Origin of the sequence: Guptibacillus sedimenti (assembly GCF_028610665.1) — a bacterium.
Lineage (GTDB): Bacteria > Bacillota > Bacilli > Bacillales > Guptibacillaceae > Guptibacillus > Guptibacillus sedimenti.
The window spans coordinates 991,065-1,016,296 of record NZ_JAQQWV010000001.1; the positions used below are offsets into that span (position 1 = coordinate 991,065).

Genomic DNA, 25,232 nt, shown 5'->3' on the forward strand with positions numbered 1-25,232 from the left:
TTTAATGAATGAATTATTCTAAAACTTTAATTAACCTGCGCAATAGTTTCTGGTTTCTTCCAGTCGTATACGGCCTTATTTCTTTGGCGGTAGTAGGACTCAGTACATGGATAGACATCATGTATATTTCTCAGCTTTCAGGCACGTTACCGAAGCTATTTCTTTCAACTGAAAAAATAGCGCAGTCACTCTATGCTCCGCTTGTCACAGCTATTTTAACGATGACGACAATTTCATTTTCATCTATTATGGTTGTGTTGACGACTTATTCCTCACAATTTTCTCCGAGAACATTACAGGATTTTATCTCGGATCGTTTTACACAACATGTACTTGGTGTTTTCGTTGCAGGATTCAATTTTGCATTAGTGAACATGCTTCTTTTAACAGGTAAAGACAGCCGAATTATTCTATCTCCACTTCTAACTGTTATCCTTGCGATTACTTGTTTACTGTTCTTCATCTTATTTATTCATCATTCTGCCACGTTTGTTCAGGTAAACAATTTAATCGAAAAAATTACAAGAAGGTCTCTTCATATCGTTGAAGAGAAAAGTGAACTTTATGAAGGTGAGACGTTCGAGAAGTGGGATCGCTGGGAAGAGAGTGAACTAAGAGAAGAAGACGGTATGCCGTTATATAGTAATCAGATAGGTTATATTCAGAAAATTCCTTATTCTAAACTAGTTGACCTAGCCACTGAAAATGAAAGCATTATTCGACTTGATTCTGATGTAGGGAATTACGTGAAGGAAGGTTCCAGAATCGCAACGGTATGGATGAAAGGTTCTTCCACTTTTTCTGCTGACAATTTCTTAAATTCAATTGCGATCGGAACAGAAAGAATCAATGATCAGGACCTGGAGTTTTCAATACAAAAACTCGTAGACATCGCCCTTAGAGCGATCTCACCATCGGTGAATGATCCACATACAGCAGTTAACTGTACGAACCGAATTGGTACGATCCTTTCAAAAATCGGCCATACTTATGATCCAAAAGAAGCTTTTTTTGATAAAGAAAGAAACCTTCGCGTTCTATCAACGCCAAAACCATTTTTTCAATATCTTTATAAATCGTTCTATCAAATACGTCATTATGGAAAAGATGATGTATCCATGTTAAATGGTATACTTGATGCACTTATTTTAACCGCAGATGGGCAACGTAAGGAAATCAAAGCAGATGTTCAGCGGTTTCATCAATATTTATTAACTAGCATTGATCTAAACGAACTACCAGATCTTGACCGTGAGTTTCTTCTCCATACTTCAGAAGTGTTAAATGATGTATGTAAATAACATAGAAAGGCATCCGACAATTTGTCGGATGCCTTTATTTTTTAGTTTTGTAGCTCAACCTTTGCGAGTGCTTCGCCTGGTAATGTGAACTCTTCAAGAACGCTGCTTTGTTGGTTCCGAATAACAAAATTGAGAGGAAGTCCTGTAGCTGGTTCAATCCATATACTAAACGTCATTTTCTCAAAATACCCTTCTGTAATTCTACCTTGAGCAAGAATCGCAGGCTGTTCCTTATAAATAGCTTCTGGGTTGCTGATTTTCCAATTATCATAGTTAGCTAAGTAAGAAAGGGCAATCGAGCGGATTTTTTCTTCATCATCGGAATTAGTTATAAGAGATGCTGAGTTTAAGACGTCATTATATAAGTCTTCTTCCGTAAGCGAGTGGACGCTAGCTGAATTCTTTTCTGGCAAAATGCCAATCTCAGATGCAACAATTAATCCGGTTCCTACTAGCATCAATAAAAGAGTAAGATAAGTAAGAAGAGCAGGAATTTTTTGATGTAAGACTGTTCCAAAACTACTTTTCTTTTTTGGACGAGTATCTCTCTTAACTGTTTTCCAAACATTGTCCTTATGGGAATGAGTAAAAGTAACAGCTTTTGTATCAATCAACCTAGTGCGAAGGTTTTTGAAATATTTCTCCATCGTGACCCTCCCTAGTACATTTCTTTAAGAAGCATTCTTGCCCGTCGTAATCTAGTTTTAACGGAGTTTTCATTAATGGAAAGCAGTTCACTGATTTCTTGTACTTTCAAATCTTCAAAATAATGAAGAAAGATAACCTCGCGATATTTAGTAGGAAGCTTAAGTATGTTTAATGCAAGTTCATTATTCTCTTCTGAGCCAATGAGCACCATGTCAGGTTCAGAAGCGGAGTGTTTAAATGTACTTAAAAGTGACTGAGCGAAGGTGATGTTACGATAAGCCCAGCTCTTAAGAACATCCTTGCATTTATTTGCGGTAATGGTTAGGACCCAAGATTTAAGAGAAGATTCCATATTAAAAGTGTCTAATTTCGTATAGCAAATAATAAACACTTCTTGAGCAATATCTTCTGCCTTATCTTTATCTTTTAAGTAGCTAAAAGCAAGCCAGACAACACTATCGCCATATTCATCCATAATTGTTTCAAGGACCGCTTCCCTATTGGTAAGATCAAGGTAATTGGTTGGTTCTTTGTTCCCCAAGGTTGCGTCTTCCTCCTTCGGCCCTTCAAATAAAAGACGAGTAACGTGCGCGAAGGGTTTCATATTAAATTTCCATAATTTGTGTTTGTTTCTATTATAGAATAGATTTAACCAAACTTGGTAGATTTTCCTTAAATTATATAAAAATAACGTACGGTGGTAAACATTTGACTAAGTCGGCTTCGTTTATAGAATGGCTAAAGAAGGATTAAGTTTGATTAATGTGGAACGAGTTCTTTAGAGGTATATCATTAGAATGAAAAGAGGAATATGTTGACTAAATTAACCGCAATTCCCACACCTACGAATGAAAGGATTCAATCCATTGATGCGATGCGAGGTCTCGCTTTACTCGGTATCTTTTTTGTGAACATGATCGATTTCCATTCACCATGGATGTACATCGACCAGTTGAGCTACTGGGGGGATCAATGGAATCAATTCACCATGAATGTGATTGATGTACTCGCACAAGCAAGTTTCTATCCCTTATTTTCGTTTTTGTTTGGTTATGGATTTATTATTCTACAAAATCGTTTGATTGCTCGTAGTACCCGATTTCTTCCGGTTATAGTAAGGCGATTGGTTTTCCTGTTTATCCTTGGCGTTATGCATTTCGTATTGATCTGGCATGGCGATATATTATTTACTTATAGTCTTTGTGGTTTCTTATTGCTTCTTTTTATCAAACTAAATGGGAAACATTTGTTACAAATTGGAATCAGTATGTGGCTGTTTTATGCCCTTATTTTCTTTTTATTACTATTGCCATTTAACGGAGATGAGTTTACATCGCATAATCCTGACGCGATTCAACAGTCACTTCTCATTTATGGATCAGGTAGCTATATGGAAATTTTAAATCAACGTGTGAGTGATTGGACTTATGTGAATGGTGGGATAAATGGTGTGTTTCTCTTATTTTCAGTTTTCCCTTACTTTCTAATAGGTGCCGCTTTTGCGAAAGAAGGGTGGTTTAATGGGAAGCAGAACAATTTGTTATTAGTGAGAAAATTGTTTTTTATTGGAGCAATCGGCTTTTTTGTAAAGATTTCGCCCTTAGTGTTTGATTCTTATGCATTTTCTCATCTTCAAGATAGTCTTGGTGGACCGCTTGTTTCTCTTTTTTATATGTCGGCTATTGCTCTTATTTACTATTCGGGAAAAACGCTAAAGCCACTTGAGTGGGTTGGGAAATTGGCGCTAACAAATTACTTGTCTCAGTCAATTGTAAGCACGCTTATTTTTTATAATTATGGTTTGGGTTTATATGGAGAAGTTGAGGTTACAACAGGCGTTCTATTATTACTGGGCATTTTCATGTTGCAGATCGCATTTAGTCGATGGTGGCTTTTGAAATATCGTTACGGTCCGATTGAATGGATATGGCGAATGGTAACGTATAGACGGCGTTTTTCCTTAAAAAGAAACCAGGAAAGGGAGATTGGATATGAGAATAATTGAAAAAGCTGTTGAATTTTCAGCAGTCGCTCATGATAGGCAATACAGAAAAGGATCAACATTGCCATACTTTTCTCACCCTGTAACAGTAGGGTTCTATTTGATAGAGGCAGGAGCCTCAGAAGAAGCCATTGCAGCGGGTATACTCCATGATGTGGTGGAAGATACTTCTATGACTTACGAGATCGTTAAAGAACAGTTTGGTGAATTCATTGCAGATTTAGTTTCAGGATGCTCAGAGCCTGATAAAAGTCTCAATTGGGAAAAAAGAAAGAATCACACGATCGACACGTTAAGGACAGCTTCGTTTCAGGTGAAGCAAATTGCTTGTGCCGATAAACTGCATAACTTAACTACCATCTATTACGATTACAAGGCAGAAGGTGAACGAATTTGGGAGCGATTTAATCGTGGAAAAGAAATGCAGCGCTGGTATTATGAATCGATCTATCTAAGTTTGTTAGCTGGTCTTACAGCAAAAGAAGCGGAATTTCCTTTGTTTTTAAAGCTAAATGAAATGATTGAAATGGTTTTTAGGGATTAGCGAAACGTTTGTCATATGAATTTCATGATTACATTTCCTACTTCGGGGTATTGGTAATTATATTCAAATAGAAGTAGGAGGTACAGTAATGGAACTTATTCTTTATTTAGCAGTGGCTCTTATCGCGATTGTATTCGCAGTACTTAGCATCTTTTTAATTAAAGTGTTAAAGTCAACCGAAAAAACACTTTCTAACACAGCAGAAATGATTGATTCTCTTCAGGGACAGATTGATGGGTTATCAAAAGAAACAACAATGATGTTGCACAAAACAAATGTTCTTGCAGATGAAGTTCAATCGAAAGTTGGTCAATTCTCACCCGTTTTCAAATCTGTTCAAGAAACTGGTGCATCTCTACAAAACCTATCTCGTTCTTTTTCCAAATTAAGCAAATCAGTTGAGAAAGGCGTCGAAGTCAGGCAGGGAAAAGCAGCGGAAGCGGCGAATTGGGGAAGTACTGCTTTGAGTATGTGGGAGAAGTATCGCATCAAAAAATCAAACATACAAGCTGTTAAGGAGGAAGGTAAATATGAAAGAGTCTAAATCAAGCCATGATGTAAAGGTTGAACACGAACCAGCACCAGAAGGGTATTCATCTTCAACAAGAGAAGTGATTCGCATTGATTCTTCCGATCCGATCAAGTCAGAAAGTCAGTTTAAAGGTCCAGCGATTGCTGCTTTAGCTGGTAGTGTCGTAGGAGCAGCTGCAGGAGTATTGCTAGCTCCTAAAGCAGGGAAAGACTTAAGAAATGATATTAGCGGCGGCGTTACCAAAGCGAAAGACAAAAGTGTTGAAGTGTCTAGTAATGTGAAAGTTAAATCCACTGCTTTTGCACAATCGGTTAAAACAAAGTCGAATGATATTGTGAGCAAAGTAAAGAATCGTAAAAGTGATTCAAATCAACCAGAACAACCAGAGGAAGAAGCACTTGTAAGTGGCTATTCGATCAAACGAGCAGCTGAGCTTGACGAGACAGAAGTGCCAACTTCAACAGTGGTGAATAAGGACATCGAAAAGATTATTGTTGAAACAGAAGGTGCAGAAACGTTTAACGATGTGATTCAACGTGATGTTGAACGTACGCTTGAAAGAGATCCAGATCATCCTGAAACCCTTGACGAAGCGGCTGAATTGGAGTTGAAGAGAACATATAATAAAGATTCAAAATAAAAACCGCCGTTTGGCGGTTTTTTTTAGTCATAGAAAAAGCAGAGAAATGATCTCTCTGCTTTACGCGAAAATGAAATTAGGACGGGTGGATCGAGTTTACTTTTGTAGCTTCTCGGACAACGCTTCTAGCTTTGGACGCTTCAAGTTGTTCTTTCTTCGCTTTGTTCTCGATTTCTTTAATGGTCTGAATCGTGGGACCAGTCATTTTTTAAACCCTCCTAATTTTAATCTAGTTATCTTTTCCCCACTTTTAAAAGATAAAACAGCTTAAAGGTAAAAAAGTTATAAAATGGTAAAAAAGAACTTGTGTTATTGATTAAACGCTTACATTTCTTAATAATGAACAGTTCGGGAGGCGAAAATGTGCGAGATTTGTAATCTCATGACTAGTTTCGACGAAGTTATTTTCTTTCGGGATAAGATGATGCACAATAATGATAAGAAGTCGCATGATATGAGACTATATCGCAAAAAAGGTGGGCATACGATGAAGAAAATATTAATTGTGGACGACCAGTATGGCATTCGGGTGTTGTTAAGCGAACTATTTAAGAAAGAAGGGTACCAAACGCTCCAAGCTGCGAACGGTATGACAGCCATTGAGCTTGTGAAACAAGAATGTCCCGATCTTGTAATCCTCGATTTAAAAATGCCCGGTATGGACGGATTGGAAGTATTTAAAAACTTGAAAAAGCTTAACGAAGGTGTTCAAGTTATCTTTATGACGGCTTATGGTGAGTTACAGCTCGTACAAGAATTTATGAAGCTTGGTGCGATCACTCATTTCGCAAAACCGTTTGACATAGAAGAAGTGTGTCGAACTGTTAAACGAGTTGTTCCACTTGATACAAAAGAAATGGCGCGTACCAAATAATTGTTTCCCCTGCTTTCTTCAGAAAGCAGGTTTTTTTCGATCAATTTTGAAACCTATTTAGCGGCCATCCGTATCATAATCAATGATTAAAAGGGGGACTATGAAATGAATAATCACGAAATTGACTTTAAATTATACGGGGATGATATGCAGTTTGTGGAAGTAGAATTAGATCCAGGAGAGACGGTTGTAGCCGAAGCGGGAAGTCTGATGATGATGGAAGATCATATTGAAATGGAAACGATTTTTGGGGATGGAAGTGAACGACAAAGTGGCTTAGTAGGTAAGTTGTTTAGTGCAGGAAAACGAGTACTTACAGGCGAGAGTCTCTTTATGACGGCTTTTACGAATGAAGGAAAAGTGAAAAAACACGTATCTTTTGCATCGCCTTATCCGGGTAAGATCATCCCAATGGATTTAAGTGAGTGGGATGGGAAAATCATTTGCCAAAAAGATGCTTTTCTTGCTGCAGCGAAAGGGGTATCGGTAGGAATTGAGCTTCAAAGGAAGTTAGGTACAGGTTTCTTTGGCGGAGAAGGATTTATTATGCAGAAGCTTGAAGGAGACGGTTTAGCATTCGTTCATGCTGGGGGGACGATACATAAAAAAGTACTTCAACCAGGTGAAACGCTCCGTCTTGATACGGGGTGTTTAGTAGCCATGACAGGCGATGTAGATTATAACATCGAATTTGTAAAAGGGGTGAAAACGGCGTTGTTTGGTGGAGAAGGCTTGTTTTTTGCAACGCTTAGAGGTCCAGGAACGGTTTGGGTGCAATCGCTACCGTTTAGTCGCTTAGCAAGTCGCGTATTTGCTGCAATGCCACAAACGCCAGGTGGTAGTAAAGGGGAAGGTAGTATGGCAAAAGGACTCTTCGATATGTTTAATGGAGATTGAGAAACTTTGTATTCAAAAAGCTGCTCTTCATCAATAAATGATGAAGAGCAGCTTTTTAGATTGCGTAGTAAAGCGTTACTTGCGCTTGCGAGATTTAGGAGCTGGCGCATTCTTTCTTGTTAATTCAAGATCTAGTTTTTGGGTGATTTTCTCCAGGTATTTCTCTTCACCAGGAAGTAGTAGAGTGACAACCGATCCTTCTTTCCTCATTCGGCCTGTTCGTCCTGAACGATGAAGATAAGTTCTTGCGTCCTCAGATAAATCGTAATGGAAGACATGGGTAATGTTATCAATATCCAAACCTCTTGCAGCAAGGTCAGTCGTTAACAAAAGTTGAATCTGATCGTTTCGAAAACGATTTAGAACATTCTTTCTTTCAGTCTTGTTTGTGGAACTATCCAATACATCGAATGAAATTTTTTTAGTTGCAAGAATGTCCTTTAAACGCGAAAGATAGTTGCTATTGTTAACAAAGGCTAGAGCTTTAACACCATCTTTACGTGCTAGCTTTCGAAGGAGTTCTGGTTTTTCGCGACGGTTGGTTACGTAATAACTGTGATCAATGGCTTTCTTCTCTTCGGCAGTAGCTTTAATGCTTAATACTGATGGATTATCAGAAAGCTTTTTCGCTTGCATGAGTACTTTATCGCTAAGAGTAGCTGAGAAGAAAAGAAGCTGACAGTCTCTAATGGCAGATTGACAGATATAAGAAACATCTTCCATTGTAGAAGGGTGTAGCACCTGATCGGCTTCGTCGGCTACGATGCTGGTAACCTCATTCATCTTAAGTTTCTTCATATCGATCAATTCAGCCACTCGGTTTGGCGTCCCAACAATGAGTTGTGGGTGTTTTTTGAGTTTCTCTAATTGGCGTTTAATCGCAGCTCCCCCGATCATCGAAGCAGCTATCATTTCACTACCTTTTAAAAACTTTTGAGCGACTTCAAAAACTTGCATGGCAAGTTCCCGAGTTGGCGCAAGTACGATCGCCTGTGTATTTTTTTTGGTTGGATCAAGCTTTTGCATAATAGGTAAAAGGTAAGCTAACGTCTTTCCGGTACCAGTTGGTGCTTCTACAAGTAAATCCTCACCGTTCAAGATACGAGGAATTGCCTGTTCTTGGACATCTGAGAAATTTGTAAATCCGGCAGCTTGCCAGTTTTCCGAAAGAAATGGGTGTTGATTAAACATTGTCATATTGTTACTCCTTTATTATCATATACGTTCAACCTGCAAGGCAGGATAAATATTCGGTTTCTACGCCTATTTCATCAAGTTATCTTTATTTTAACATAGTCGTCATTTTCTCAGGATGCTAACCATGTCTTCTCGTTTGCTTCTTTCCTTGCGTCTTTATGTTTTATTGGGTCATGAGAGGGAATAAGCAAGCAAGAGGGAGGGATCGGACATGAATGGATACTTACTTAGAAGAATGGCAGTGTATACATTACTTACAGGAATCATCGCCGCGCTCTTTATTGGCATTACACTTGGAGAAAACTTACCGAATTACGCTACGATTGAAGAGCCTTATCCAATGCGTTGGCTGATTGGAATCGGAGCATTTGGAATTAGTGGCATCATTTCATCTATTCTTTATACAGGTGGTGTGATAGCGGATATCATTGCACAAAAAAACGAAAAAATTTCTCCATGAAATTGACAAAGAGCGCATCGCTTTGATGCGCTCTTTCATTATATATAACGATCGTTATTTATTAACAGTAACTCCTTCATTGCCGCGGTAAACATACCATAGAGATCTGTTGATCTCTCAAACAACGAAAGCCCTACCTCTCTTCCATCCTTACGGCTCCGAAGCCGCGCCAGTGTGAGTGAGGAGGATCAACAGCAATTGTAGTATGGCCATTAACTTGATACAAGCCAATTAGAATCATGCTGTTCATACCTTTCCAGTTATGAATTTTAGTTCTCCTTATTTTAAAGGAGCTAGTTGTTAATATCGGGTTTATTGATACCCCAACTACACATTATACACGCTAGATTACATATGTCAAATGCAACTTTGTTATTTTTTTGAAAAATACCCGAAAAATCCAAGTGCTATGCCTAATAAGGCACCCCCAGCTACCTCAGCGGGCTGATGACCAAGTAATTCGTTCAATTCTACATCGCGCCTTGCATGAAACAGATCGGGATATTGTCCTGATAAGAGCTCAAAATCTTCATCAAGGTCATTAACAAGACGAGCGATCTCACCTGTATGTCGTCTAATTCCTTGAGCATCGTACATAACAATGACTCCAAAAACAACCGCAAGAGCGGTCTCGATCGATTCTTTTCCGGTTTTTAAAGCTGTGTAAGTAGCTAGTGCTGACACACCTGCAGAATGAGAACTAGGCATTCCTCCTGTTTGAAGGAGAGGTCGCCAATCCCACTTGCCTGATGTTGCTTTGTGTGTCAGTATTTTTAGTCCTTGTGCAAGGACGATTGCTGAAAGTGCCAGGTTCATACCTTTATTCATTTTCTTCACCTCATTGTTATTCTGGCGAAAAACCACATGATTATGATAATTGAAGGAGAAAATAAGAAAAATAATGAGAGGAGCAATACCAGTGAACATTACACACCGAGAAGCTGAAGTGATCCGTTCCGCGTTAGCGACATTAATCGATGATTCAAACCAGGAGTATTATGCGGGAGTATTAGAGAAATTGGCCCTTTCTCCGTCTGTAATCCAGTTGTGTGATATGGAAGGATTTATGAATGGTATAGTTTATAGCAGTGATGCTCCGAAATAGTCAGAAGTTATTAACATCTGACTATTATTTTTTAAAGCATATTAAAAACCGATTCAAACTAGGACCGCGCTCTTTATTCGATTAAGATTAATGTAGGAAAGGAAGAAGGGGTGGTTCATATGGATAAAGTTGTGATTGTTACTGGTGCAACGTCAGGAATTGGGCAAGAAACAGCGCGCTATTTTGCAGAAAAAGGAGCTAGTGTTCTTGGGCTTGGACGCTCAAAAGAACGCGGTGAAAGCCTAGAGCGAAGTAGCGAAGAGCAATAGGGTTCCATTACCTTCTATCAAGTCGATGTTGGGAAAGAAAACGAAGTAAAAAAGTTCGTTGAAGAATTTAAGACAACCTATGAGAAAGTAGACGTTCTCTTTAATAATGCTGGTGTAGCAGATGTCGCGATCGGACCTCTGAGTCGTGTTTCAGATGATGAATGGGACCGTCTTTTTCAGACCAACTTAAAGTCAATCTATTATATGGTGAATCATTGTGAAAGACTTTTTAATAAAAATACAGCGATTGTAAACAATGCTGCTATTGTGGGAACACTCAAATACCCTTCAGCTCTCCCGGCATATAGTGCTGCGAAAGCTGGGGTAGTAGCATTATCAAAATCAATGGCAAGTCGTTATGCGAAGCGAAAAATTCGTGTGAATGTCATTTCTCCTGGCCCCATTGATACTCCTCTTGCAAGAAAGTTATATGGTTCGGAAGAAGTATTTCAGACAGCTTTGAAACAGCATCCAAGGGGTTCATTTGGATCACCACTTGAAATCGCCAAAGCCGTATACTTTTTATCTAGCGAGGTTGCTAGTTATATTAATGGACACAATCTCGTCGTAGACGGTGGGTACACGCTTTCGTAAAAAAATAATAAAAGGACTACTTTCGTTAAGACGTTATTCTAACGAGAGTAGTCCTTTTTTTAGAGTTTAGGGACTTTTAGGCTTGGAATCCATTTTTTCATATGATTGTTTATTTCCTCTAGTCGCTCTGGCTTGGCTTCTTTAAGAGGATGAACGTGATAGTTCTGATCAACAAACGTTGGTGTAAAGGAAGGAGAGGTGAGTGAAAACGTCGTTTTTCCTCTAAATTGCTCTTTGGCAAACTCCACTTTCAAAATGCCACCGATGTCTTTGTAATCATCCTTCTGGCCGGACCAAAAGTTACCAAGTGAATAAGCGACAAGTACGTTTCGTTTGTCTTTTGTTTCAATCCATTCAAGTGGTTGAAGCACGTGAGGGTGGTGGCCCAAAATAAGGTCAGCTCCTGCCTCAGCTAGAAATGAACTTAGCTCCAATTGTGTTTTATTTGGGTAGCGTTCATATTCAGTTCCAAAATGTACGCTTACAACGACACCATCTGCTTGCTTTCTGGCATTTTGTATATCTTGTCTCATCACGTTTTTATCAATGTAGTTAACGAGGTGCGGCTTATTAGCCGGAGGACGTATACCGTTCGTACCATAAGTATAAGAAAGAAAAGCTAACGAAATGCCATTTTGTTCGATCGTTCGAATTTGATTCTTATCTTCTTTGGATAAGTAGCTTCCTGTATAAAGTATACCGATTTTTTTCCAATGTTGAATCGCATTTTGGATGGCCTTTTCTCCTCGGTCTAATGTATGATTGTTCGCCATTGAGACGATATCTACTCCGGACATTTTTAGGGCATCGCCAACTTCAGTTGGACTGTTAAAAGAAGGATAGGAAGAAAGGCCAATTGAGGTTCCCCCTATTACTGTTTCTTGATTGGCAATGGTTATGTCTGCATCTTGCAATTGGTTTTGTACGTTTTGAAGCATCGGATTAAAATTATACTCCCCCGCTTCAACTGCTTTTTCGTAGACGCGATCGTGGATCAAAATATCTCCAATTGCTGCAAGTGTTAAAGAAGAAGTTTCAAGTGTACTATCATTAGAGTGTTGTGCTACGTTTCGATAAGCAAGGAGATCTGATGTGTTCTTTGGATCTTCCTTTTGACTGGGTAGCCAAAAGACGAAACCTCCAACAAAAATCAAAAGAATGATGAGTAATAGCGACCTTCTTTTCATTGTTTTCACCTATATTCATATGTAAGTTATCTTAAAGCGTTATCATCGCTATCGTACCACCTTTTCATAAGAAAAGCATGTGGATGAAAAAAGGACCATTCACTTTGTGTAAAGGGATCATTGAAAAAGAGAGGATACATTCAAATAGACATGGTGAATTCACCATGTCTATTTGAGGGGGAGCATATCAGGTTGAATGACTACTGAAGAAGTATTAATGCTTTTTAGAAAAGTGGAAGTGGTGGTATCTCCTGCTTGAAGTAAACCTGTTAGGCATGTTTTTGTGCTTGTCCTGTAAACTCCTTCAAATGGTTTTAGAACGCCATTAAAAACAGGAAGAGCGCCATCTACATCAAATTTCAACAAGTTCTTTATCAATCTACTTGCGATGCGAGTAGACGGGGTAAGATTATTTGATTCGATGACCCATACGACATCCGTCCTAGCGAGTGAAATTCCGGCATGTAAACCACCTAGAGGACCTTTGTTTTGAAAAAAATCTGTAATGATGCGTGTATCTGTTGGTACGAAGGGCAGTAAGTCTCTAGGTGTATTCGTTACGACAATCATTTCATCAACAATCTTACGCATTTCTTTAATCTGAAACTGAATAAGCGGTTCACCATGATGTGGTAGAAGGGATCTGTGGCGACCGTAGACATAATCATTTGGTCCCCCGGCTAAAATAACTCCTGTTAGCATGCTCTTCACCTTCCAATTCGTTTGTTAGTTTAAATGTAACCGGTATTTGAAAAGTTGACTGTAAGGAATGTCACATCTTTTTTAATAAAACGAGCGAGATGTGATGTTTATCACACCTGAATGAGAAGTGAACTCTTATAATGAAAGCAACAGAAGGGTTCTAGGAGGGAGATCGATGAAGGTTACATGTCCAGTTGCGATGATGAATAAAGGGAGTTACAATACACAGTCTTTTTCTAATCAAAATTTTGTGAAATTAGAAGAGTTAATGTATGAACAGCAGGTGAAACGTGGTGAAAAGATCTACTGGGAAGGAAACGACTGCAATCATCTATATTATTTAAAAAGCGGAGCAGTGAAACTTACGAAAAGTTCGGATGAGGGGAAGGACCTCGTTCTCTACCACTTTCAGGCAGGCGATCTTTTTGGGGAAATTGGGGATGATAGCCACGTACTTAATAGCTTTAGTGCAGAAGCCATGACGGATTGCAGTCTTGGCGTCATTCAACAAAAAGACCTTGAAACAATCCTCTGGCAAAATGGTGACCTGGCGGTTGAATTTATGAAATGGATGGGATATATGCAGCGTTTTACGCAAACGAAACTTCGTGATTTAATGTTTTTTGGAAAGCACGGCGCTCTTGCCTCAACATTGATTCGAATCGCAAACACTTACGGTATTGAAGAAGGGAATACCATTCGAATGACTACAAAGTTCACGAATACGGAAATTGCTGATTTAATTGGCGCCACGCGCGAAACGGTCAATCGCATGTTAAATCAGTTAAAGAAGGATAACATCATTGCTTACGAAAATGGCACCATCATGATTAAAGATCTTGAACAGCTAAAAGCAATTTGTCATTGTGAAGGCTGTCCTAAAAACATATGTCGGTTATAAAAAGTTCAGGAGCAGTTTTCCTGAACTTTTTTTGAGGTTTATTGGCTAAAAACAACCTATATTGTCCAATTTCAAATTTTATTGGCGAAACCAAAAAACGCCCGTTGTTTTGTGAGTAAAGTCACAGAATAAACCCTTATATTCTCCTAAACTAAACCTATACCGAGCATACAAAGGAGGAGGAACAATGGGGGTTCTTGAGGAGAAAAAGGAAACGGTGCGAAAAGTCGTTACGACAAAGGAAGGACCTAACCTGAAAGGAACGATGATTGCTGTCATGTTGCTTGGGGGGTTTATTGTACTGTCCTGGTTTAGCGTTTACTGGCTATATATGGTTCGTCTTTAGAGAGGGGGAAGTCGCATGCACATGCATAAATTAGAAAGGCTATGGCTCATGATTGGAAGTGGAGCACTGATTCTTTTTTTATTGGTAATTGGTGTGAACGCTTTCGCAATGGGTCATACACCGCCAAGTGACAGTGAGATTCTTGATCCAACTCAAGTCGATTTAACGGCACCTTTCGATGATTCAGGCTTAAAAAAGATAGGTGAGAATGAATATGAATTGGTTCTGGTTGCTCAAGCATTCACATTTCAATCGAACGATGAAATAATAATACCTGAAGGGGCAACTGTTCATTTTAAAGTAACGAGTAAAGATGTGGTACATGGATTTCAAATTCCGAAAACGAATGTGAATATGATGATTACACCAGGTCATATCAATACCATTACTCATACGTTTGATGAAGCGGGACAGTTTCTCATTTTATGTAATGAATATTGTGGAGTTGGTCACCAGGCCATGGGTGTGCCACTGGAGGTGATAAAATGAAAAACGAATTAGTAGTCGATCGAAATGATGCAAAGCTTAGTATGGCTCATTTGTATATCGCTTTTGCAGCCGTCCTATTAGGTGGGATTGCAGGACTTTTACAAACACTAGTTAGAAGTGGAACGATTCAACTTCCTGCAGGGATAGGCTATTATCAGCTGTTGACCGCTCATGGTATTTTACTCGCACTTGTATTTACAACTTATTTCATTATTGGTTTTTTCTATGCCGGCATGAGCAGAACAATGGGGAAATTCTATGACCAACCTTATCGGATGGGATGGCTTGGTTACATTGTAATGACAATTGGAACGGCGCTTACAACAGTGATGGTTCTTTTAAATGAAGGTACGGTTCTTTATACCTTCTACGCACCTTTAAAAGCTTCCCCATGGTTCTATATTGGCCTTACGTTATTTATTGTTGGTACCTGGTTAGCGGGCGGCGCGATGTGCCATCAATATTACATTTGGAAAAAGGTAACGCATAAGAAGATTTCACCTTTGTTTAGCTTTATGGCTGTTATGACAATGGTTTTATGGTTTGTCGCTACGATTGGTGTCGCCGTTTCCGTTATCTTTCAATTCATTCCATGGTCATTTGGATGGGTGGATGAGATTAACATTCTACTAAGTCGAACGCTTTTCTGGTATTTTGGTCATCCACTTGTGTACTTCTGGCTCTTACCTGCCTATGTGTGCTGGTATGTTATTATTCCAGAAATCATTGGTGGGAAAATTTTCAGTGACTCTTTAGCTCGTTTATCTTTCGTGCTCTTCTTACTGTTTTCTATTCCTGTTGGCTTTCATCATCAGTTACTTGAATCAGGAATCTCTCCGTTTTGGAAGTATTTGCAGGTTGTGTTAACGTTCATGGTTATCGTTCCTTCTCTGATGACTGCCTTCTCACTGTTTGCTACTTTTGAAATAGCAGGACGAAAAAAAGGAGCAAAAGGATTATTTGGTTGGTTTCGTGCATTACCATGGAAGGATGCAAGATTCTTTGCACCGATGGTTGGTATGCTCATCTTCATTCCTGCAGGTGCAGGAGGGATCATTAATGCTAGTAACCAAATGAACCAGATTGTTCATAATACGCTGTGGGTTACAGGGCATTTCCATCTTACTGTTGCTTCGAGCGTGGCGCTTACGTTTTTTGGAATAGCCTATTGGCTTATCCCTCATCTTACCGGTCGCGTACTAACAGGAAGAATGCATCAAATTGCAAATCTCCAAACAATTCTATGGGCGGTTGGCATGTTCTTTATGTCAGGGGCTATGCATACCGTTGGCTTGCTTGGTGCACCGAGACGGACAGCTTATACGACATACCAAGAGCATCCTGATGCATTAGGCTGGATTCCTTATGAAGTCACAATGGCGGTTGGTGGTTCCATTCTTTTTATTGCTATTTTACTGTTAATGTATATTATTACTGATCTTGCTTTTTTCGCTCCAAAAGGCAAAGAAGACTTTCCGATCGGAGAGGTGGCGGAGGCGGCCGAGAAAACACCAGTCATTTTAGAAAATTGGCGGCTGTGGCTTGGCATCGCAACTGTGCTTATCCTTGTAGCTTATACCGTACCAGTCATTCATATGATTGAACACGCTCCCCCAGGTTCTCCTGGATACAAGTTCTGGTAAGCGCCGGCGATTAGCCGGCGTTTTTCTATTTAGACACCTTTTGATATAGTTAAGAAGGAAATTGAGGAGGGATTATGTTGAAAAAACCGAATATCTTGTTTATTGGTGCAGGGCGAATGGCTGAGGCTATTTTTTCTGGACTTAAGCAGTCAGATACGATTGGTAAAATTACGATTTCAAATCAGTCTGATCAAACGAGATTGACTCATTTGAAAGAAACATATAACGTGGAAACAGGTATATGGCAAGAGGTTATTTCGACCCATGATGTTGTGATACTAGCAATGCCTCCTGCAGCTCATCCTAATGTTCTTAAGGAACTTTCTAGTAAAGTAACCGAGCACTTTGTCATTACGGTAGCTGCAGGGATTGGGCCTTCTATTTTAGAAGCTTCCTTGCCAGGTGTTCCAACAGCGTGGATTATGCCGAACACTGCAGCTGATATTGGCGAGTCAATGTCACTGTTTGCTTGCGGGAGTGAGGTAAAGGAAGAACATCGAGAAGTGCTACAAACAATTTTAGATGCTATTGGTGAATCCGAAGAGCTATCAGAAGAACAGATTCATGACTTAACAGCGGTTACGGGAAGTGCCCCTGCTTTTGTTTACCAATTCGCTGAGGCGTTAGAAAAGACGGCGCAATCCTATGGTTTATCATCGGAAGTGGCGAGAAAGCTCGTGATGCAAATGATCTTTGGTTCAGCTTCGATGCTTAAAGATGGGCGGAAGGCAGGAGACCTTCGGGATCAAGTCACAACGCCAGGCGGCGCGACAGCTGCAGGACTTGAAGTTCTAGAAAATGCTGAATTTAGTCAACTTTTACACAAGGCGGTACTAGCTGTAAATCATAAAGCTTCAGAACAAGCAAAGTAAAAAAGCATGTCCTCTGGCCAGAGGACATGCTTTTTTATTTGTTAGAGGATATAAGGTCCTAATAGGAAGATTAGCATGCCGAGATTTAATCCAAGCTGATAGGAGGTTCGCTGCATGATGGTCCATTCTTGATCTTGAGCAACGCGGCTAATCATATAAGATACAACAAAGATAATTAGCGGCCAGACGTATGAAGCTCCTGAAAAGGTTAGGTAAGATGGAGCTAGATATTGAAATGGTCCATCAAGAATAGACGGAAGGAAAATAATTTGAGAGGCGACACATAAAAGAATGATCGTCCATTCAACCCATTTTTTGTCTTGTTCAATTGCTGTTGTATTGGCGAAATAGAAGTACATTAATGCAACGGCAGGAAGGATGAGAAAACCAAATGAGAAGGCTAACATCGCAAACATACCGACAATTGCTGTGAACGTATAGTAAAGGGCATACGTTAAGTCATCGCTCGAGATGGAGCTACTGCTTTTCACAACGGTAGGATCTGTTGATGCGCCGTGCAAGACGAGTTCGTTTTTCTCTTGATCCATCCAGACTAAAGACTGATCGGTAATTGCAATGGGGCGGATAGATAACTCTTCTGTCGTACTCCGGCGAGAGGCAACCCACTCGCCATCCTGTTGCGAAGCTTCATAGATACTAATGACGGAACGTTTTGGTGAAATTTCTCCGTTCGAACTAAACAAAAGATGAGCCGCACCGTCTTTTTCGATTAATGAAAAGTAGTTTGGCTTCTCAAACCTGTCACCAGTTTCCGCATTTTGGATTTTCAAAAGCTGAACGTCAGCTTCCTTACCAGCAACACTTTCTCCAAAGTACGTATTTACAACTCGTGTACCCTGTCTCGTTGCACTAATGGTATAGGTGAACGTAAGTTTGTTATCGAGTTCAATCATTTGAAGATTGCTGTAATTTTCTCCTGATGTAAGTGGAGTCTCATATAGAACAACTGGGTCTTCACCTGCATCAAGTGTTAGAAACTGGTTCACATCATCCGTTTGAACATAAAGAAATGCCAAACCTTCTTCTGTTAAAGTACCGCTTTTTATGTATTGAGGTAGTTCGATTTCTGACTTAACTTTTCCTTCTGGTGAAATGGTGTATGCGGTGTGCCGTGACCACGCAATTACGCCATTTTCTGATACGTTCATTCCTTCAATTTCCTTTAAAATGCTTGTTTCTTTCTCGTCTGTTGCGTAAATTAATTCATCATTCTTCTTGTAAATCGCTTGCTGATCATCAACATAAAACGAATATCCGTCTGGAATGGAATAGCTGAGTTCTTCTGTCGTTGTATCCAACTTTTCGTACACGACCACTTTTCGAACGGGATCACCGCTAAAAAAGAGAGTGCTGCTATCTTCCTCACGTTGAACAAACATCTCACTATCTTCTGCAGCTACGTCAAGATTGACTGACCTGCTCCAATCCGTTGCCGGTTTTTCTTGAAGAATGGAGAGCTGATGAAGATAAACTAAAAGCAAAATGATAAAACCAGTGAGAATGGGAAATCCTATTTTTTTCATTCTATTCCTCCTTGTTCCTTACATACGTTTGAATTTTACACAAGTTTCAAAAAATTTACAATAGTTATTAGTGAGAATCTCCGAAAGGTAGCGTGAATACAATACGGTAGCCTACTTGAGGAGGGAGCGCCATGCTAGAAAAGAAAGTGGATGAAAAAATAGAAGACCTATTAAGTGAGGCATTGAGGCATCAACAAGGGAATGGTGCCTTTCACTTTTGTTTTGAGAATAGTTTATTAACGGATGCGATGATGATTGTATTAATACGCATGCTTAAACTTCCAGATAAATCATTGCTTGAGGCTCTTGTGAAACGACTTCTATTTAAACAATCTAAAGAAGGATACTGGAAATTATATGAAGACGACCGAGGGAATCTTTCCGCTACCGTTCAGGCTTACCATAGTCTCCTTTATTCAGGAATGATGACTTGTAAACATAGTGAGATGAAAAAAGCAGAGCACTATATTAAAAAATGGGGTGGGATCGAAAGGGTTGATTCGATGACGTCCATTTTTCTCGCCTTAAACGGTCATCTAAATTGGCCTCACTTATTCCATATTCCGATGCTTTTTCTACTTATTCCGAAGGCTTCACCAGTTTCTTTCTATGATTTAAGTTCTTATGCAAGAGCGCATTTTGCACCAATTCTTCTATGCCAGGACCTTCGTTATTCCATTAAAACAAGATGGACGCCAGATCTCACGCATTTAATTTTGGAAGATCGATCCATGAAAGAAGATATTAAACAAGCATGGACTGCTATGAGTCAATTTCCTTCAAATCAGCTATATAAAGCAAGAAAGAGAGCGGAACAATACATGCTTCAAAGAATTGAATCAGACGGGACATTGATGAACTATGCAACGGCTACTTTTTTTATGATCTATGCGATGTTGGCTCTAGGATATGAAAAACACGCTCCTTCTATTATACGTGCCTTTAATGGACTGAAAGGAATGCTCTGTGATTCTAATTCCCATCTTCAGAATTCACCTTCAACAATATGGGATACTGCCCTTCTATCCTACACGATACAAGAAGCTGGCTTAGTTCATGCAGTACCTTCAACTAGAGCGGCTAACCATTATTTAGTTAGACATCAGCAGACAAAGTATGGGGATTGGGCGATTACAAGAGAGGGTATTGCCCCTGGTGGATGGGGGTTTTCTGAGGGGAATACAACTCATCCAGATGTAGACGATACAACTGTTGCGTTAAGAGCGTTGAAGGATATGAAAAATGAGTCAAGTCGTTGGCATGACGGAGTCAATTGGCTTCTAGCCATGCAAAATCAGGATGGAGGTTGGCCAGCTTTCGAACCGGATCGTCAGGCTTTTCTATTAAAAGACTTACCCATTGACGGGGCAAGGTCATCTTTTCCAGATGATTCATCGGCTGATTTAACTGGTAGAACCGTTGAGTTTTTATGTAACTATGCTGAACTAAACCGTAATCATCCTTCCATTAGAAAGGGAACAAACTGGTTAGTTCGGAATCAAGAGAGCGATGGTTCTTGGAGAGGTAGATGGGGGATTTGCTACATTTATGGTACATGGGCAGCGTTAACGGCTTTAAAGGCAGCTGGCTATCCATCTGATTTTACTCCTGTTCGAAAAGGAATACAGTTTCTTAAGAAAATACAGAGACATGATGGGGGATGGGGAGAGTCGTGTCAAAGTGATATTCAACAGAAATTCGTTCCTTTACACGTTAGCACGCCATCACAAACAGCATGGGCCGTTGATGCTTTATCCGTTTGTAAAGAAACAGGAGAATCATTATCTAGAGGTGTGGATTACCTTCTCAAAAAATCATTTGATATGGAAGAACGCATGTATCCAACAGGAGCGGGATTACCAGGAGGGTTTTATATTAGATATCATAGTTATGAAGTGGTATGGCCACTACTTGCGCTTTCACACTATAAAAAGTTACAAATTCAACAATAAAAACAATAATCAAGAGGCGGTATGGAAACGCCTCTCTACAGTCAATTACTGTGATTCTACACCACTTTTTTCAATTTCTTTTACGGTAATTTCTCCTGCGCCACGTGGGATTTTCACTGTGTGAATGGTTTTTGCTTCTAAAGACCTTGCGATCGCATTCGCTGCTTCGGAAGGATCAATTTTATCTCCGCATGTATAGACATCAACAGAAGCATAGCCATGTTCTGGGAAACTGTGGATGGTTAGATGGGATTCAGCGATAATAACCGCCCCACTTATACCTTGAGGTTCAAATGGATGGAAAACAACATCTCTTATTTCTGCTCCAGCTTCGAGAGCCGCACTAGCGAATGTTTCTTCTATATACACTAAATCGTTTAGTTTTTCTTTGTTACAATTCCACATCTCGGCGATGATATGATGACCAAGCGTTTCGATAGTAAATTGCCTCCTTCTTAACTGCATCCTTGTATAGTGTTGATTACAGGAATTGCTTTTATGCAGGTTTTCCCCTCAAACAGGAAGAAATAAACCTATATAAGAGTTATAAGATTGACATATTATGTTTAAATGTTTAAACTAAAGAACAATAAAGGCGTTAAGAGGAGAGATAAGATGGAGCATATTGCTGATAAAGTAAGCTTGCAAAAAGAATATTTTTATACAGGGGAAACAAAATCCTATTCGTTTAGAAAAAAACAACTTGAAACGTTAAGAGACGTGATTAAAGAGTATGAACCTGAGATCTTACAAGCGCTTAAAGATGATTTGCATAAATCAGAATGGGAAGCTTATACAACTGAAATTGGTTTCCTTCTAGAGGAAATTAAGTTCACACTTAAGCACCTAAAAGAGTGGATGACACCGGAAAAAGTAAAGTCACCCGTTACTCACTTTGGCTCTAAAAGCGTCATTCATCGTGAGCCGTTCGGGGTAACGTTAATTATAGCGCCGTGGAACTATCCATTTCAACTTCAGTTAGCTCCACTTATTGGAGCAATCGCATCGGGGAACTGTGCCGTCTTAAAACCATCAGAATTAACACCTGCTGTCTCAACTCTTATTAGTAAAATGATTCGAGAAGTTTTTCCTGAAAAGTACATTGTGGTTATTGAAGGTAGCGTTGAAACGAGTACTGAACTTTTGAAACAACCATTTGATCACATCTTTTTCACAGGAAGTGTTGCTGTAGGAAAGATTGTGATGGAGGCGGCTGCAAAGCAACTTATCCCTGTTACGCTTGAATTGGGAGGGAAGAGTCCGGCGATTGTGGACAAAGACGCTAATTTAGCTCTAGCTGCAAAACGAATTATGTGGGGGAAATTCACGAACGCTGGTCAAACATGTATCGCACCTGACTATTTGTATGTCCACAGTGACGTAAAAATAGCCTTGATCGAACAAATGAACAATGTGCTGATTGAATTCTACGGAGAAGATCCACTATCAAATGAAAAATACGGTCATATTGTAAGTGATCGTCACTTTGACCGATTAAAACGGTTTTTAACCGATGGAGACGTATTAATTGGTGGACAGCATAAAGCAAGTGATCGGGTAATTGCTCCAACGATTATGGACAATGTTTCATGGGAAGATCCAGTGATGCAAGAGGAGATCTTTGGTCCTATTTTACCTGTGCTTGAATTTACAGAACTTGAAACGGTTATTAACGAAGTACGTCGCCGTCCAAAACCGCTTGCACTTTACTTTTTCTCTGAATCCGAAGAAAAACAAGAAGAAATAACGTCATCCATTTCATTTGGGGGAGGGTGTATGAACGACACATTTATGCATATCGTCTCTCCTTACTTGCCTTTTGGTGGCGTTGGGTCTAGTGGTACGGGGAGTTATCATGGGAAAGCAAGCTTTCAAGCCTTCTCGCATGAGAAGAGCATTGTGAAACAAACAACGAAGTTTGATTTCGCCTTCCGATACCCCTCAGCCAAAAACGGGCTGAAAATCATCAAGAAGATCATGGGGTAATGACGTTTTCTTCTTTAGTGTTTTACCTTGCCATGGTATGATTACGGAAAAGCTGTACCCTTGGTGCAGCTCTACAATTGATAGACATAGGAGGAAGTAGATATGAGTAAAGGTGTCATTAGTTTAGGGGAGGCATTAATTGATTTTATACCTCTTGACAAAGACAATTTAACGTATCAAAAAAGCCCTGGTGGAGCTCCGGCAAATGTAGCAGTTGGGCTTGCCCGTCTAGGCGTAAATTCCACTTTTCTTGGAAAAGTAGGCGATGATGTGCTTGGACGTTTTCTTCAAGAAACGTTAAAGAACTATGGTGTAGATGTTTCGACGATGATTCTAACTGAATCTGCTCGCACAGGCGTTGTATTTGTGACCAATGCTGAAAATGGTGAACGTAGCTTTGACTTTTACATAAATCCAAGTGCAGATCGTTTCTTAAGTGAAGAAGAAATAAGCGATCAGTTATTTGAGCGTCATCGCATTCTCCACTTCGGATCCATTTCTATGATTAGTGAACCTTCTAGAACAGCTACTAAAAAAGCTGTTGAGAAGGCAAAAGAGAACGGACTGCTCATTTCCTATGATCCGAACTTACGACTTGGTTTATGGGAGAGTGAGGAGCGAGCAAGAGAAACGATTGTTTCCATGCTATCTGAGGCAGACATTCTTAAGCTTTCTGAAGAAGAATTAACTTTTATTACTGGTGAAGAAACTGTCGAAGCTGGAATTAAAAGATTGGCTCACTATCGTATACCAGTTATTTTCATTACAATGGGTGGAGAAGGTAGTCTTGTTTTTACTCCTAACTATTCACTCAGAGTTCCTGCTATGAAAGTAAAAGCGGTTGATACGACAGGTGCTGGCGATGCATTTGTATCAGGCATCCTTCATGGTTTTAACGAATATGTTGGTTCTCTCACCGAACTATCGCGCGAAGAGCTCGAGCGAATGACGCAATTTGCTAGCGTTTCTGGTGCTTTAGCAGCTGCAACAAAAGGCGCTATGACGGCCCTGCCAACGAAAGAAGAAGTGGAAGATATTTTATTGAAAGAATCGAAATAGCGAGGTGCCCCGTCTAAATGCGGGGTACTTTTTTTGTTGAACTGAATCCATAGCATCCAAAACTAGAATGAAGACTAGCTGTAAGATACAATGAAAAAGGAACTAATTAATTAATCGGAGGTGCTTCGTATGAATCAGGAATTTTTATTTGAATTGTTATCAACTGCTTCACCGTCAGGAGCTGAAATGGAGATTCAGCATAAATGGATGGAGTATGTGAAGGAATTTGCTGACGAAATGAAAACAGACAATGCAGGAAACGCAATTGGCGTTCTTAATCCCAATGCAGAATATAAAGTTCTTCTTGCTGGCCATTGTGATGAAATTGGATTTATGGTAAAGAAAATTGATCAAGATGGCTTCATACGTGTGGAAAAGTTAGGCGGTATTAGTCATAAACCTGCTATCGGTATGAAAGTAACGATTCTTGGCACGCATGGAACTTTAACTGGAGTATTTGGCGTGAATGCTGAACATCATGGCGGAGCAAAAGAATTCAATTTCGAAGATCTTTACATAGACTGTGGTGCAACTTCAAAAGAAGAGATTGAAAAGTATGTTCAGATAGGGGATCTAGCTGTCTATAAACGCGAAGTTGAGCACTTATTGAATGACAGAATCAGTGGTAGAGGTCTAGATAATCGCACTGGCTCGTTTATTGTCGCAGAGGTTCTACGAAAACTCGCTAAGCGAAATCCTAAAGTAGGTGTATATGCAGTTAGTACAGTGAACGAAGAAACAAATATGGGCGGAGCATACTTTGCTGGTGCAGGAATTCAGCCAACGATGGCCATTGCCTGTGATGTGACATTTTCTTCTGATTATCCTGGCATTGATGCAAGAAAACACACGGAGGTTAATCTCGGGGACGGCCCTGTTCTTGCGAAAGGTGCTCCAATTAATATTAAAATTAATCAACTACTCGAAAAGGCTGCAAAAAAGCTTGATCTTAATCTTCAATATGAATTAACACCAAGAATGACAGGAACCGATGCTGATAAGCTACGCTTAACAGGATATGGCGTGCCGATCTCGCTCGTATCTTTGCCGCTTCGCTATATGCATGCGCCAGTTGAAACGGTTAGTCTAAAAGACATGCAGGAAGAAATTGATTTGTTAGTTGAAATGATTGCAGAATTAACTGGTGAAGAAAGTGTAAATCCATTAAGTAAATAATAATATTGACAAAATTGTGACAATTATGCTACGATGACAAAGTGAAAAATAACGGTAAAGGAGAGTGTGTGTGATGAGACATGTTTTAACAGGTATAATCCAACCAATTTCATGTACTCATAGACGCACTTTGCCAGGGAAGTAACCCCTTTGTCACAAAAAGGAATCGGCACGCGTCTTAGACGTGTGCCCTTTTTTATGTCCAATGATTGGATGAGACATAGCCGCATACGGCTATGTCTTTTTTGATCCTCAAATATGATGACAAAGAATGAAGTAGTAGGGGGTGGGAGTGATGATTGGAATTTACTA

The 25,232-nt window shown here is 39.7% G+C and carries 27 protein-coding genes and 1 pseudogene; 19 read left to right on the forward strand and 9 right to left on the reverse strand.

Annotated elements, in window-relative coordinates:
* The first annotated feature begins 8 nt into the window (after positions 1-8).
* A complete protein-coding gene (locus PQ578_RS04755) occupies positions 9-1,301 on the forward strand; it encodes a DUF2254 domain-containing protein (protein WP_273832428.1) in 1,293 nt (430 codons plus the stop codon).
* 41 nt (positions 1,302-1,342) lie between these two features.
* On the opposite strand, the gene PQ578_RS04760 is transcribed toward PQ578_RS04755, so the two are convergent.
* On the reverse strand, positions 1,343-1,948 hold the full coding sequence (locus PQ578_RS04760; protein WP_273832430.1) for a hypothetical protein: 606 nt from the start codon (positions 1,946-1,948) through the stop codon (positions 1,343-1,345).
* A gap of 11 nt (positions 1,949-1,959) precedes the next feature.
* A complete protein-coding gene (locus PQ578_RS04765; RefSeq protein WP_273832432.1) occupies positions 1,960-2,490 on the reverse strand; it encodes a sigma-70 family RNA polymerase sigma factor in 531 nt (176 codons plus the stop codon).
* A gap of 273 nt (positions 2,491-2,763) precedes the next feature.
* Here PQ578_RS04765 and PQ578_RS04770 point away from each other — a divergent pair, with 273 nt between their 5' ends.
* The 4 genes from PQ578_RS04770 (at position 2,764) to PQ578_RS04785 (ending at position 5,667) form a co-directional block, all read left to right on the forward strand.
* Positions 2,764-3,954, forward strand: a complete 1,191-nt coding sequence (locus PQ578_RS04770; RefSeq protein WP_273832434.1) for a DUF418 domain-containing protein — start codon at positions 2,764-2,766, stop codon at positions 3,952-3,954.
* Positions 3,941-4,495, forward strand: a complete 555-nt coding sequence (locus tag PQ578_RS04775; protein ID WP_273832436.1) for an HD domain-containing protein — start codon at positions 3,941-3,943, stop codon at positions 4,493-4,495. Before PQ578_RS04770 ends, PQ578_RS04775 begins: the two co-directional genes overlap by 14 nt.
* An 88-nt stretch (positions 4,496-4,583) precedes the next feature.
* The gene (locus PQ578_RS04780) at positions 4,584-5,039 is read left to right on the forward strand and encodes a DUF948 domain-containing protein (RefSeq protein ID WP_273832438.1); all 456 of its coding nucleotides are present in this window, start codon (positions 4,584-4,586) and stop codon (positions 5,037-5,039) included.
* Positions 5,026-5,667 carry a YtxH domain-containing protein gene (locus PQ578_RS04785; RefSeq protein ID WP_273832440.1) on the forward strand — a complete coding sequence of 214 codons (642 nt, stop codon included), beginning with the start codon at positions 5,026-5,028 and terminating at the stop codon, positions 5,665-5,667. The genes PQ578_RS04780 and PQ578_RS04785 overlap by 14 nt, the downstream gene beginning before the upstream one ends.
* 76 nt (positions 5,668-5,743) lie before the next feature.
* Here the strand turns inward: PQ578_RS04785 and PQ578_RS04790 are convergent, their stop codons facing one another.
* Positions 5,744-5,872 (reverse strand): hypothetical protein, encoded by a 129-nt coding sequence (locus tag PQ578_RS04790; protein ID WP_255461919.1) that lies wholly within the window; start codon positions 5,870-5,872, stop codon positions 5,744-5,746.
* A gap of 282 nt (positions 5,873-6,154) precedes the next feature.
* Between PQ578_RS04790 and PQ578_RS04795 the strand changes: the two genes are divergently transcribed.
* Complete coding sequence (locus tag PQ578_RS04795; protein WP_160918473.1) at positions 6,155-6,541, forward strand: response regulator; 387 nt, start codon at positions 6,155-6,157, stop codon at positions 6,539-6,541.
* A 105-nt stretch (positions 6,542-6,646) separates the two neighbouring features.
* Positions 6,647-7,438, forward strand: coding sequence for a TIGR00266 family protein (locus tag PQ578_RS04800; RefSeq protein ID WP_273832443.1), 792 nt, complete (start codon positions 6,647-6,649; stop codon positions 7,436-7,438).
* 75 nt (positions 7,439-7,513) lie between these two features.
* Here the strand turns inward: PQ578_RS04800 and PQ578_RS04805 are convergent, their stop codons facing one another.
* A complete protein-coding gene (locus tag PQ578_RS04805) occupies positions 7,514-8,635 on the reverse strand; it encodes a DEAD/DEAH box helicase (RefSeq protein WP_273832444.1) in 1,122 nt (373 codons plus the stop codon).
* A gap of 211 nt (positions 8,636-8,846) precedes the next feature.
* On the opposite strand from PQ578_RS04805, the gene PQ578_RS04810 reads away from it, so the two are divergent.
* Complete coding sequence (locus tag PQ578_RS04810) at positions 8,847-9,095, forward strand: hypothetical protein (protein WP_098444658.1); 249 nt, start codon at positions 8,847-8,849, stop codon at positions 9,093-9,095.
* A gap of 372 nt (positions 9,096-9,467) precedes the next feature.
* Here the strand turns inward: PQ578_RS04810 and PQ578_RS04815 are convergent, their stop codons facing one another.
* Positions 9,468-9,932: a divergent PAP2 family protein gene (locus PQ578_RS04815; RefSeq protein WP_224882674.1), complete on the reverse strand. Its 465-nt coding sequence runs from the start codon at positions 9,930-9,932 to the stop codon at positions 9,468-9,470.
* Positions 9,933-10,014: 82 nt separating this feature from the next.
* Here PQ578_RS04815 and PQ578_RS04820 point away from each other — a divergent pair, with 82 nt between their 5' ends.
* Together PQ578_RS04820 and PQ578_RS04825 are read left to right on the forward strand one after the other, a co-directional pair.
* The gene (locus PQ578_RS04820) at positions 10,015-10,200 is read left to right on the forward strand and encodes a hypothetical protein (protein ID WP_273832445.1); all 186 of its coding nucleotides are present in this window, start codon (positions 10,015-10,017) and stop codon (positions 10,198-10,200) included.
* Positions 10,201-10,319: 119 nt separating this feature from the next.
* Positions 10,320-11,063 (forward strand): annotated as a pseudogene (locus PQ578_RS04825) (SDR family NAD(P)-dependent oxidoreductase).
* A gap of 59 nt (positions 11,064-11,122) precedes the next feature.
* Here the strand turns inward: PQ578_RS04825 and PQ578_RS04830 are convergent.
* Together PQ578_RS04830 and mobA are read right to left on the reverse strand one after the other, a co-directional pair.
* Positions 11,123-12,250, reverse strand: coding sequence for a CapA family protein (locus PQ578_RS04830; protein WP_273832446.1), 1,128 nt, complete (start codon positions 12,248-12,250; stop codon positions 11,123-11,125).
* 168 nt (positions 12,251-12,418) lie between these two features.
* Positions 12,419-12,952, reverse strand: coding sequence for a molybdenum cofactor guanylyltransferase (mobA, locus tag PQ578_RS04835; protein WP_273832447.1), 534 nt, complete (start codon positions 12,950-12,952; stop codon positions 12,419-12,421).
* A gap of 175 nt (positions 12,953-13,127) precedes the next feature.
* Here mobA and PQ578_RS04840 point away from each other — a divergent pair, with 175 nt between their 5' ends.
* The 5 genes from PQ578_RS04840 (at position 13,128) to proC (ending at position 17,203) form a co-directional block, all read left to right on the forward strand.
* Positions 13,128-13,853, forward strand: a complete 726-nt coding sequence (locus PQ578_RS04840; protein WP_257147682.1) for a Crp/Fnr family transcriptional regulator — start codon at positions 13,128-13,130, stop codon at positions 13,851-13,853.
* Positions 13,854-14,040: 187 nt separating this feature from the next.
* Complete coding sequence (locus PQ578_RS04845; RefSeq protein WP_098444652.1) at positions 14,041-14,199, forward strand: cytochrome c oxidase subunit 2A; 159 nt, start codon at positions 14,041-14,043, stop codon at positions 14,197-14,199.
* 15 nt (positions 14,200-14,214) lie between these two features.
* On the forward strand, positions 14,215-14,688 hold the full coding sequence (locus PQ578_RS04850) for a cytochrome c oxidase subunit II (protein WP_273832449.1): 474 nt from the start codon (positions 14,215-14,217) through the stop codon (positions 14,686-14,688).
* Positions 14,685-16,331, forward strand: a complete 1,647-nt coding sequence (locus PQ578_RS04855; RefSeq protein ID WP_273832451.1) for a b(o/a)3-type cytochrome-c oxidase subunit 1 — start codon at positions 14,685-14,687, stop codon at positions 16,329-16,331. The genes PQ578_RS04850 and PQ578_RS04855 overlap by 4 nt, the downstream gene beginning before the upstream one ends.
* 74 nt (positions 16,332-16,405) lie before the next feature.
* Positions 16,406-17,203 carry a pyrroline-5-carboxylate reductase gene (proC, locus tag PQ578_RS04860; RefSeq protein WP_273832453.1) on the forward strand — a complete coding sequence of 266 codons (798 nt, stop codon included), beginning with the start codon at positions 16,406-16,408 and terminating at the stop codon, positions 17,201-17,203.
* 41 nt (positions 17,204-17,244) lie between these two features.
* On the opposite strand, the gene PQ578_RS04865 is transcribed toward proC, so the two are convergent.
* A complete protein-coding gene (locus PQ578_RS04865; RefSeq protein ID WP_273832454.1) occupies positions 17,245-18,747 on the reverse strand; it encodes a hypothetical protein in 1,503 nt (500 codons plus the stop codon).
* A 131-nt stretch (positions 18,748-18,878) separates the two neighbouring features.
* On the opposite strand from PQ578_RS04865, the gene PQ578_RS04870 reads away from it, so the two are divergent.
* A complete protein-coding gene (locus PQ578_RS04870) occupies positions 18,879-20,699 on the forward strand; it encodes a terpene cyclase/mutase family protein (protein WP_273832455.1) in 1,821 nt (606 codons plus the stop codon).
* 45 nt (positions 20,700-20,744) lie between these two features.
* Here the strand turns inward: PQ578_RS04870 and speD are convergent, their stop codons facing one another.
* Complete coding sequence (gene speD, locus PQ578_RS04875; RefSeq protein WP_098444647.1) at positions 20,745-21,137, reverse strand: adenosylmethionine decarboxylase; 393 nt, start codon at positions 21,135-21,137, stop codon at positions 20,745-20,747.
* Between the two features lie 177 nt (positions 21,138-21,314).
* Here speD and PQ578_RS04880 point away from each other — a divergent pair, with 177 nt between their 5' ends.
* The 3 genes from PQ578_RS04880 (at position 21,315) to PQ578_RS04890 (ending at position 24,920) form a co-directional block, all read left to right on the forward strand.
* A complete protein-coding gene (locus PQ578_RS04880) occupies positions 21,315-22,685 on the forward strand; it encodes an aldehyde dehydrogenase (protein WP_273832456.1) in 1,371 nt (456 codons plus the stop codon).
* Between the two features lie 102 nt (positions 22,686-22,787).
* Complete coding sequence (locus tag PQ578_RS04885; protein ID WP_273832457.1) at positions 22,788-23,744, forward strand: carbohydrate kinase family protein; 957 nt, start codon at positions 22,788-22,790, stop codon at positions 23,742-23,744.
* A gap of 129 nt (positions 23,745-23,873) precedes the next feature.
* The gene (locus PQ578_RS04890) at positions 23,874-24,920 is read left to right on the forward strand and encodes a M20/M25/M40 family metallo-hydrolase (RefSeq protein WP_420541506.1); all 1,047 of its coding nucleotides are present in this window, start codon (positions 23,874-23,876) and stop codon (positions 24,918-24,920) included.
* Positions 24,921-25,232: the final 312 nt, after the last annotated feature.

What these genes read in the sequence shown, in the direction of transcription:
- PQ578_RS04755 (WP_273832428.1), top strand. Translation starts at nt 9, where the DNA reads ATGAATTATTCTAAAACTTTAATTAACCTGCGCAATAGTTTCTGGTTT.
- PQ578_RS04760 (WP_273832430.1), bottom strand. Translation starts at nt 1,948, where the DNA reads ATGGAGAAATATTTCAAAAACCTTCGCACTAGGTTGATTGATACAAAA.
- PQ578_RS04775 (WP_273832436.1), top strand. Translation starts at nt 3,941, where the DNA reads ATGAGAATAATTGAAAAAGCTGTTGAATTTTCAGCAGTCGCTCATGAT.
- PQ578_RS04780 (WP_273832438.1), top strand. Translation starts at nt 4,584, where the DNA reads ATGGAACTTATTCTTTATTTAGCAGTGGCTCTTATCGCGATTGTATTC.
- PQ578_RS04785 (WP_273832440.1), top strand. Translation starts at nt 5,026, where the DNA reads ATGAAAGAGTCTAAATCAAGCCATGATGTAAAGGTTGAACACGAACCA.
- PQ578_RS04790 (WP_255461919.1), bottom strand. Translation starts at nt 5,872, where the DNA reads ATGACTGGTCCCACGATTCAGACCATTAAAGAAATCGAGAACAAAGCG.
- PQ578_RS04795 (WP_160918473.1), top strand. Translation starts at nt 6,155, where the DNA reads ATGAAGAAAATATTAATTGTGGACGACCAGTATGGCATTCGGGTGTTG.
- PQ578_RS04800 (WP_273832443.1), top strand. Translation starts at nt 6,647, where the DNA reads ATGAATAATCACGAAATTGACTTTAAATTATACGGGGATGATATGCAG.
- PQ578_RS04805 (WP_273832444.1), bottom strand. Translation starts at nt 8,635, where the DNA reads ATGACAATGTTTAATCAACACCCATTTCTTTCGGAAAACTGGCAAGCT.
- PQ578_RS04810 (WP_098444658.1), top strand. Translation starts at nt 8,847, where the DNA reads ATGAATGGATACTTACTTAGAAGAATGGCAGTGTATACATTACTTACA.
- PQ578_RS04830 (WP_273832446.1), bottom strand. Translation starts at nt 12,250, where the DNA reads ATGAAAAGAAGGTCGCTATTACTCATCATTCTTTTGATTTTTGTTGGA.
- mobA (WP_273832447.1), bottom strand. Translation starts at nt 12,952, where the DNA reads ATGCTAACAGGAGTTATTTTAGCCGGGGGACCAAATGATTATGTCTAC.
- PQ578_RS04840 (WP_257147682.1), top strand. Translation starts at nt 13,128, where the DNA reads ATGAAGGTTACATGTCCAGTTGCGATGATGAATAAAGGGAGTTACAAT.
- PQ578_RS04845 (WP_098444652.1), top strand. Translation starts at nt 14,041, where the DNA reads ATGGGGGTTCTTGAGGAGAAAAAGGAAACGGTGCGAAAAGTCGTTACG.
- PQ578_RS04850 (WP_273832449.1), top strand. Translation starts at nt 14,215, where the DNA reads ATGCACATGCATAAATTAGAAAGGCTATGGCTCATGATTGGAAGTGGA.
- PQ578_RS04855 (WP_273832451.1), top strand. Translation starts at nt 14,685, where the DNA reads ATGAAAAACGAATTAGTAGTCGATCGAAATGATGCAAAGCTTAGTATG.
- proC (WP_273832453.1), top strand. Translation starts at nt 16,406, where the DNA reads ATGTTGAAAAAACCGAATATCTTGTTTATTGGTGCAGGGCGAATGGCT.
- PQ578_RS04865 (WP_273832454.1), bottom strand. Translation starts at nt 18,747, where the DNA reads ATGAAAAAAATAGGATTTCCCATTCTCACTGGTTTTATCATTTTGCTT.
- PQ578_RS04870 (WP_273832455.1), top strand. Translation starts at nt 18,879, where the DNA reads ATGCTAGAAAAGAAAGTGGATGAAAAAATAGAAGACCTATTAAGTGAG.
- PQ578_RS04880 (WP_273832456.1), top strand. Translation starts at nt 21,315, where the DNA reads ATGGAGCATATTGCTGATAAAGTAAGCTTGCAAAAAGAATATTTTTAT.
- PQ578_RS04885 (WP_273832457.1), top strand. Translation starts at nt 22,788, where the DNA reads ATGAGTAAAGGTGTCATTAGTTTAGGGGAGGCATTAATTGATTTTATA.
- PQ578_RS04890 (WP_420541506.1), top strand. Translation starts at nt 23,874, where the DNA reads ATGAATCAGGAATTTTTATTTGAATTGTTATCAACTGCTTCACCGTCA.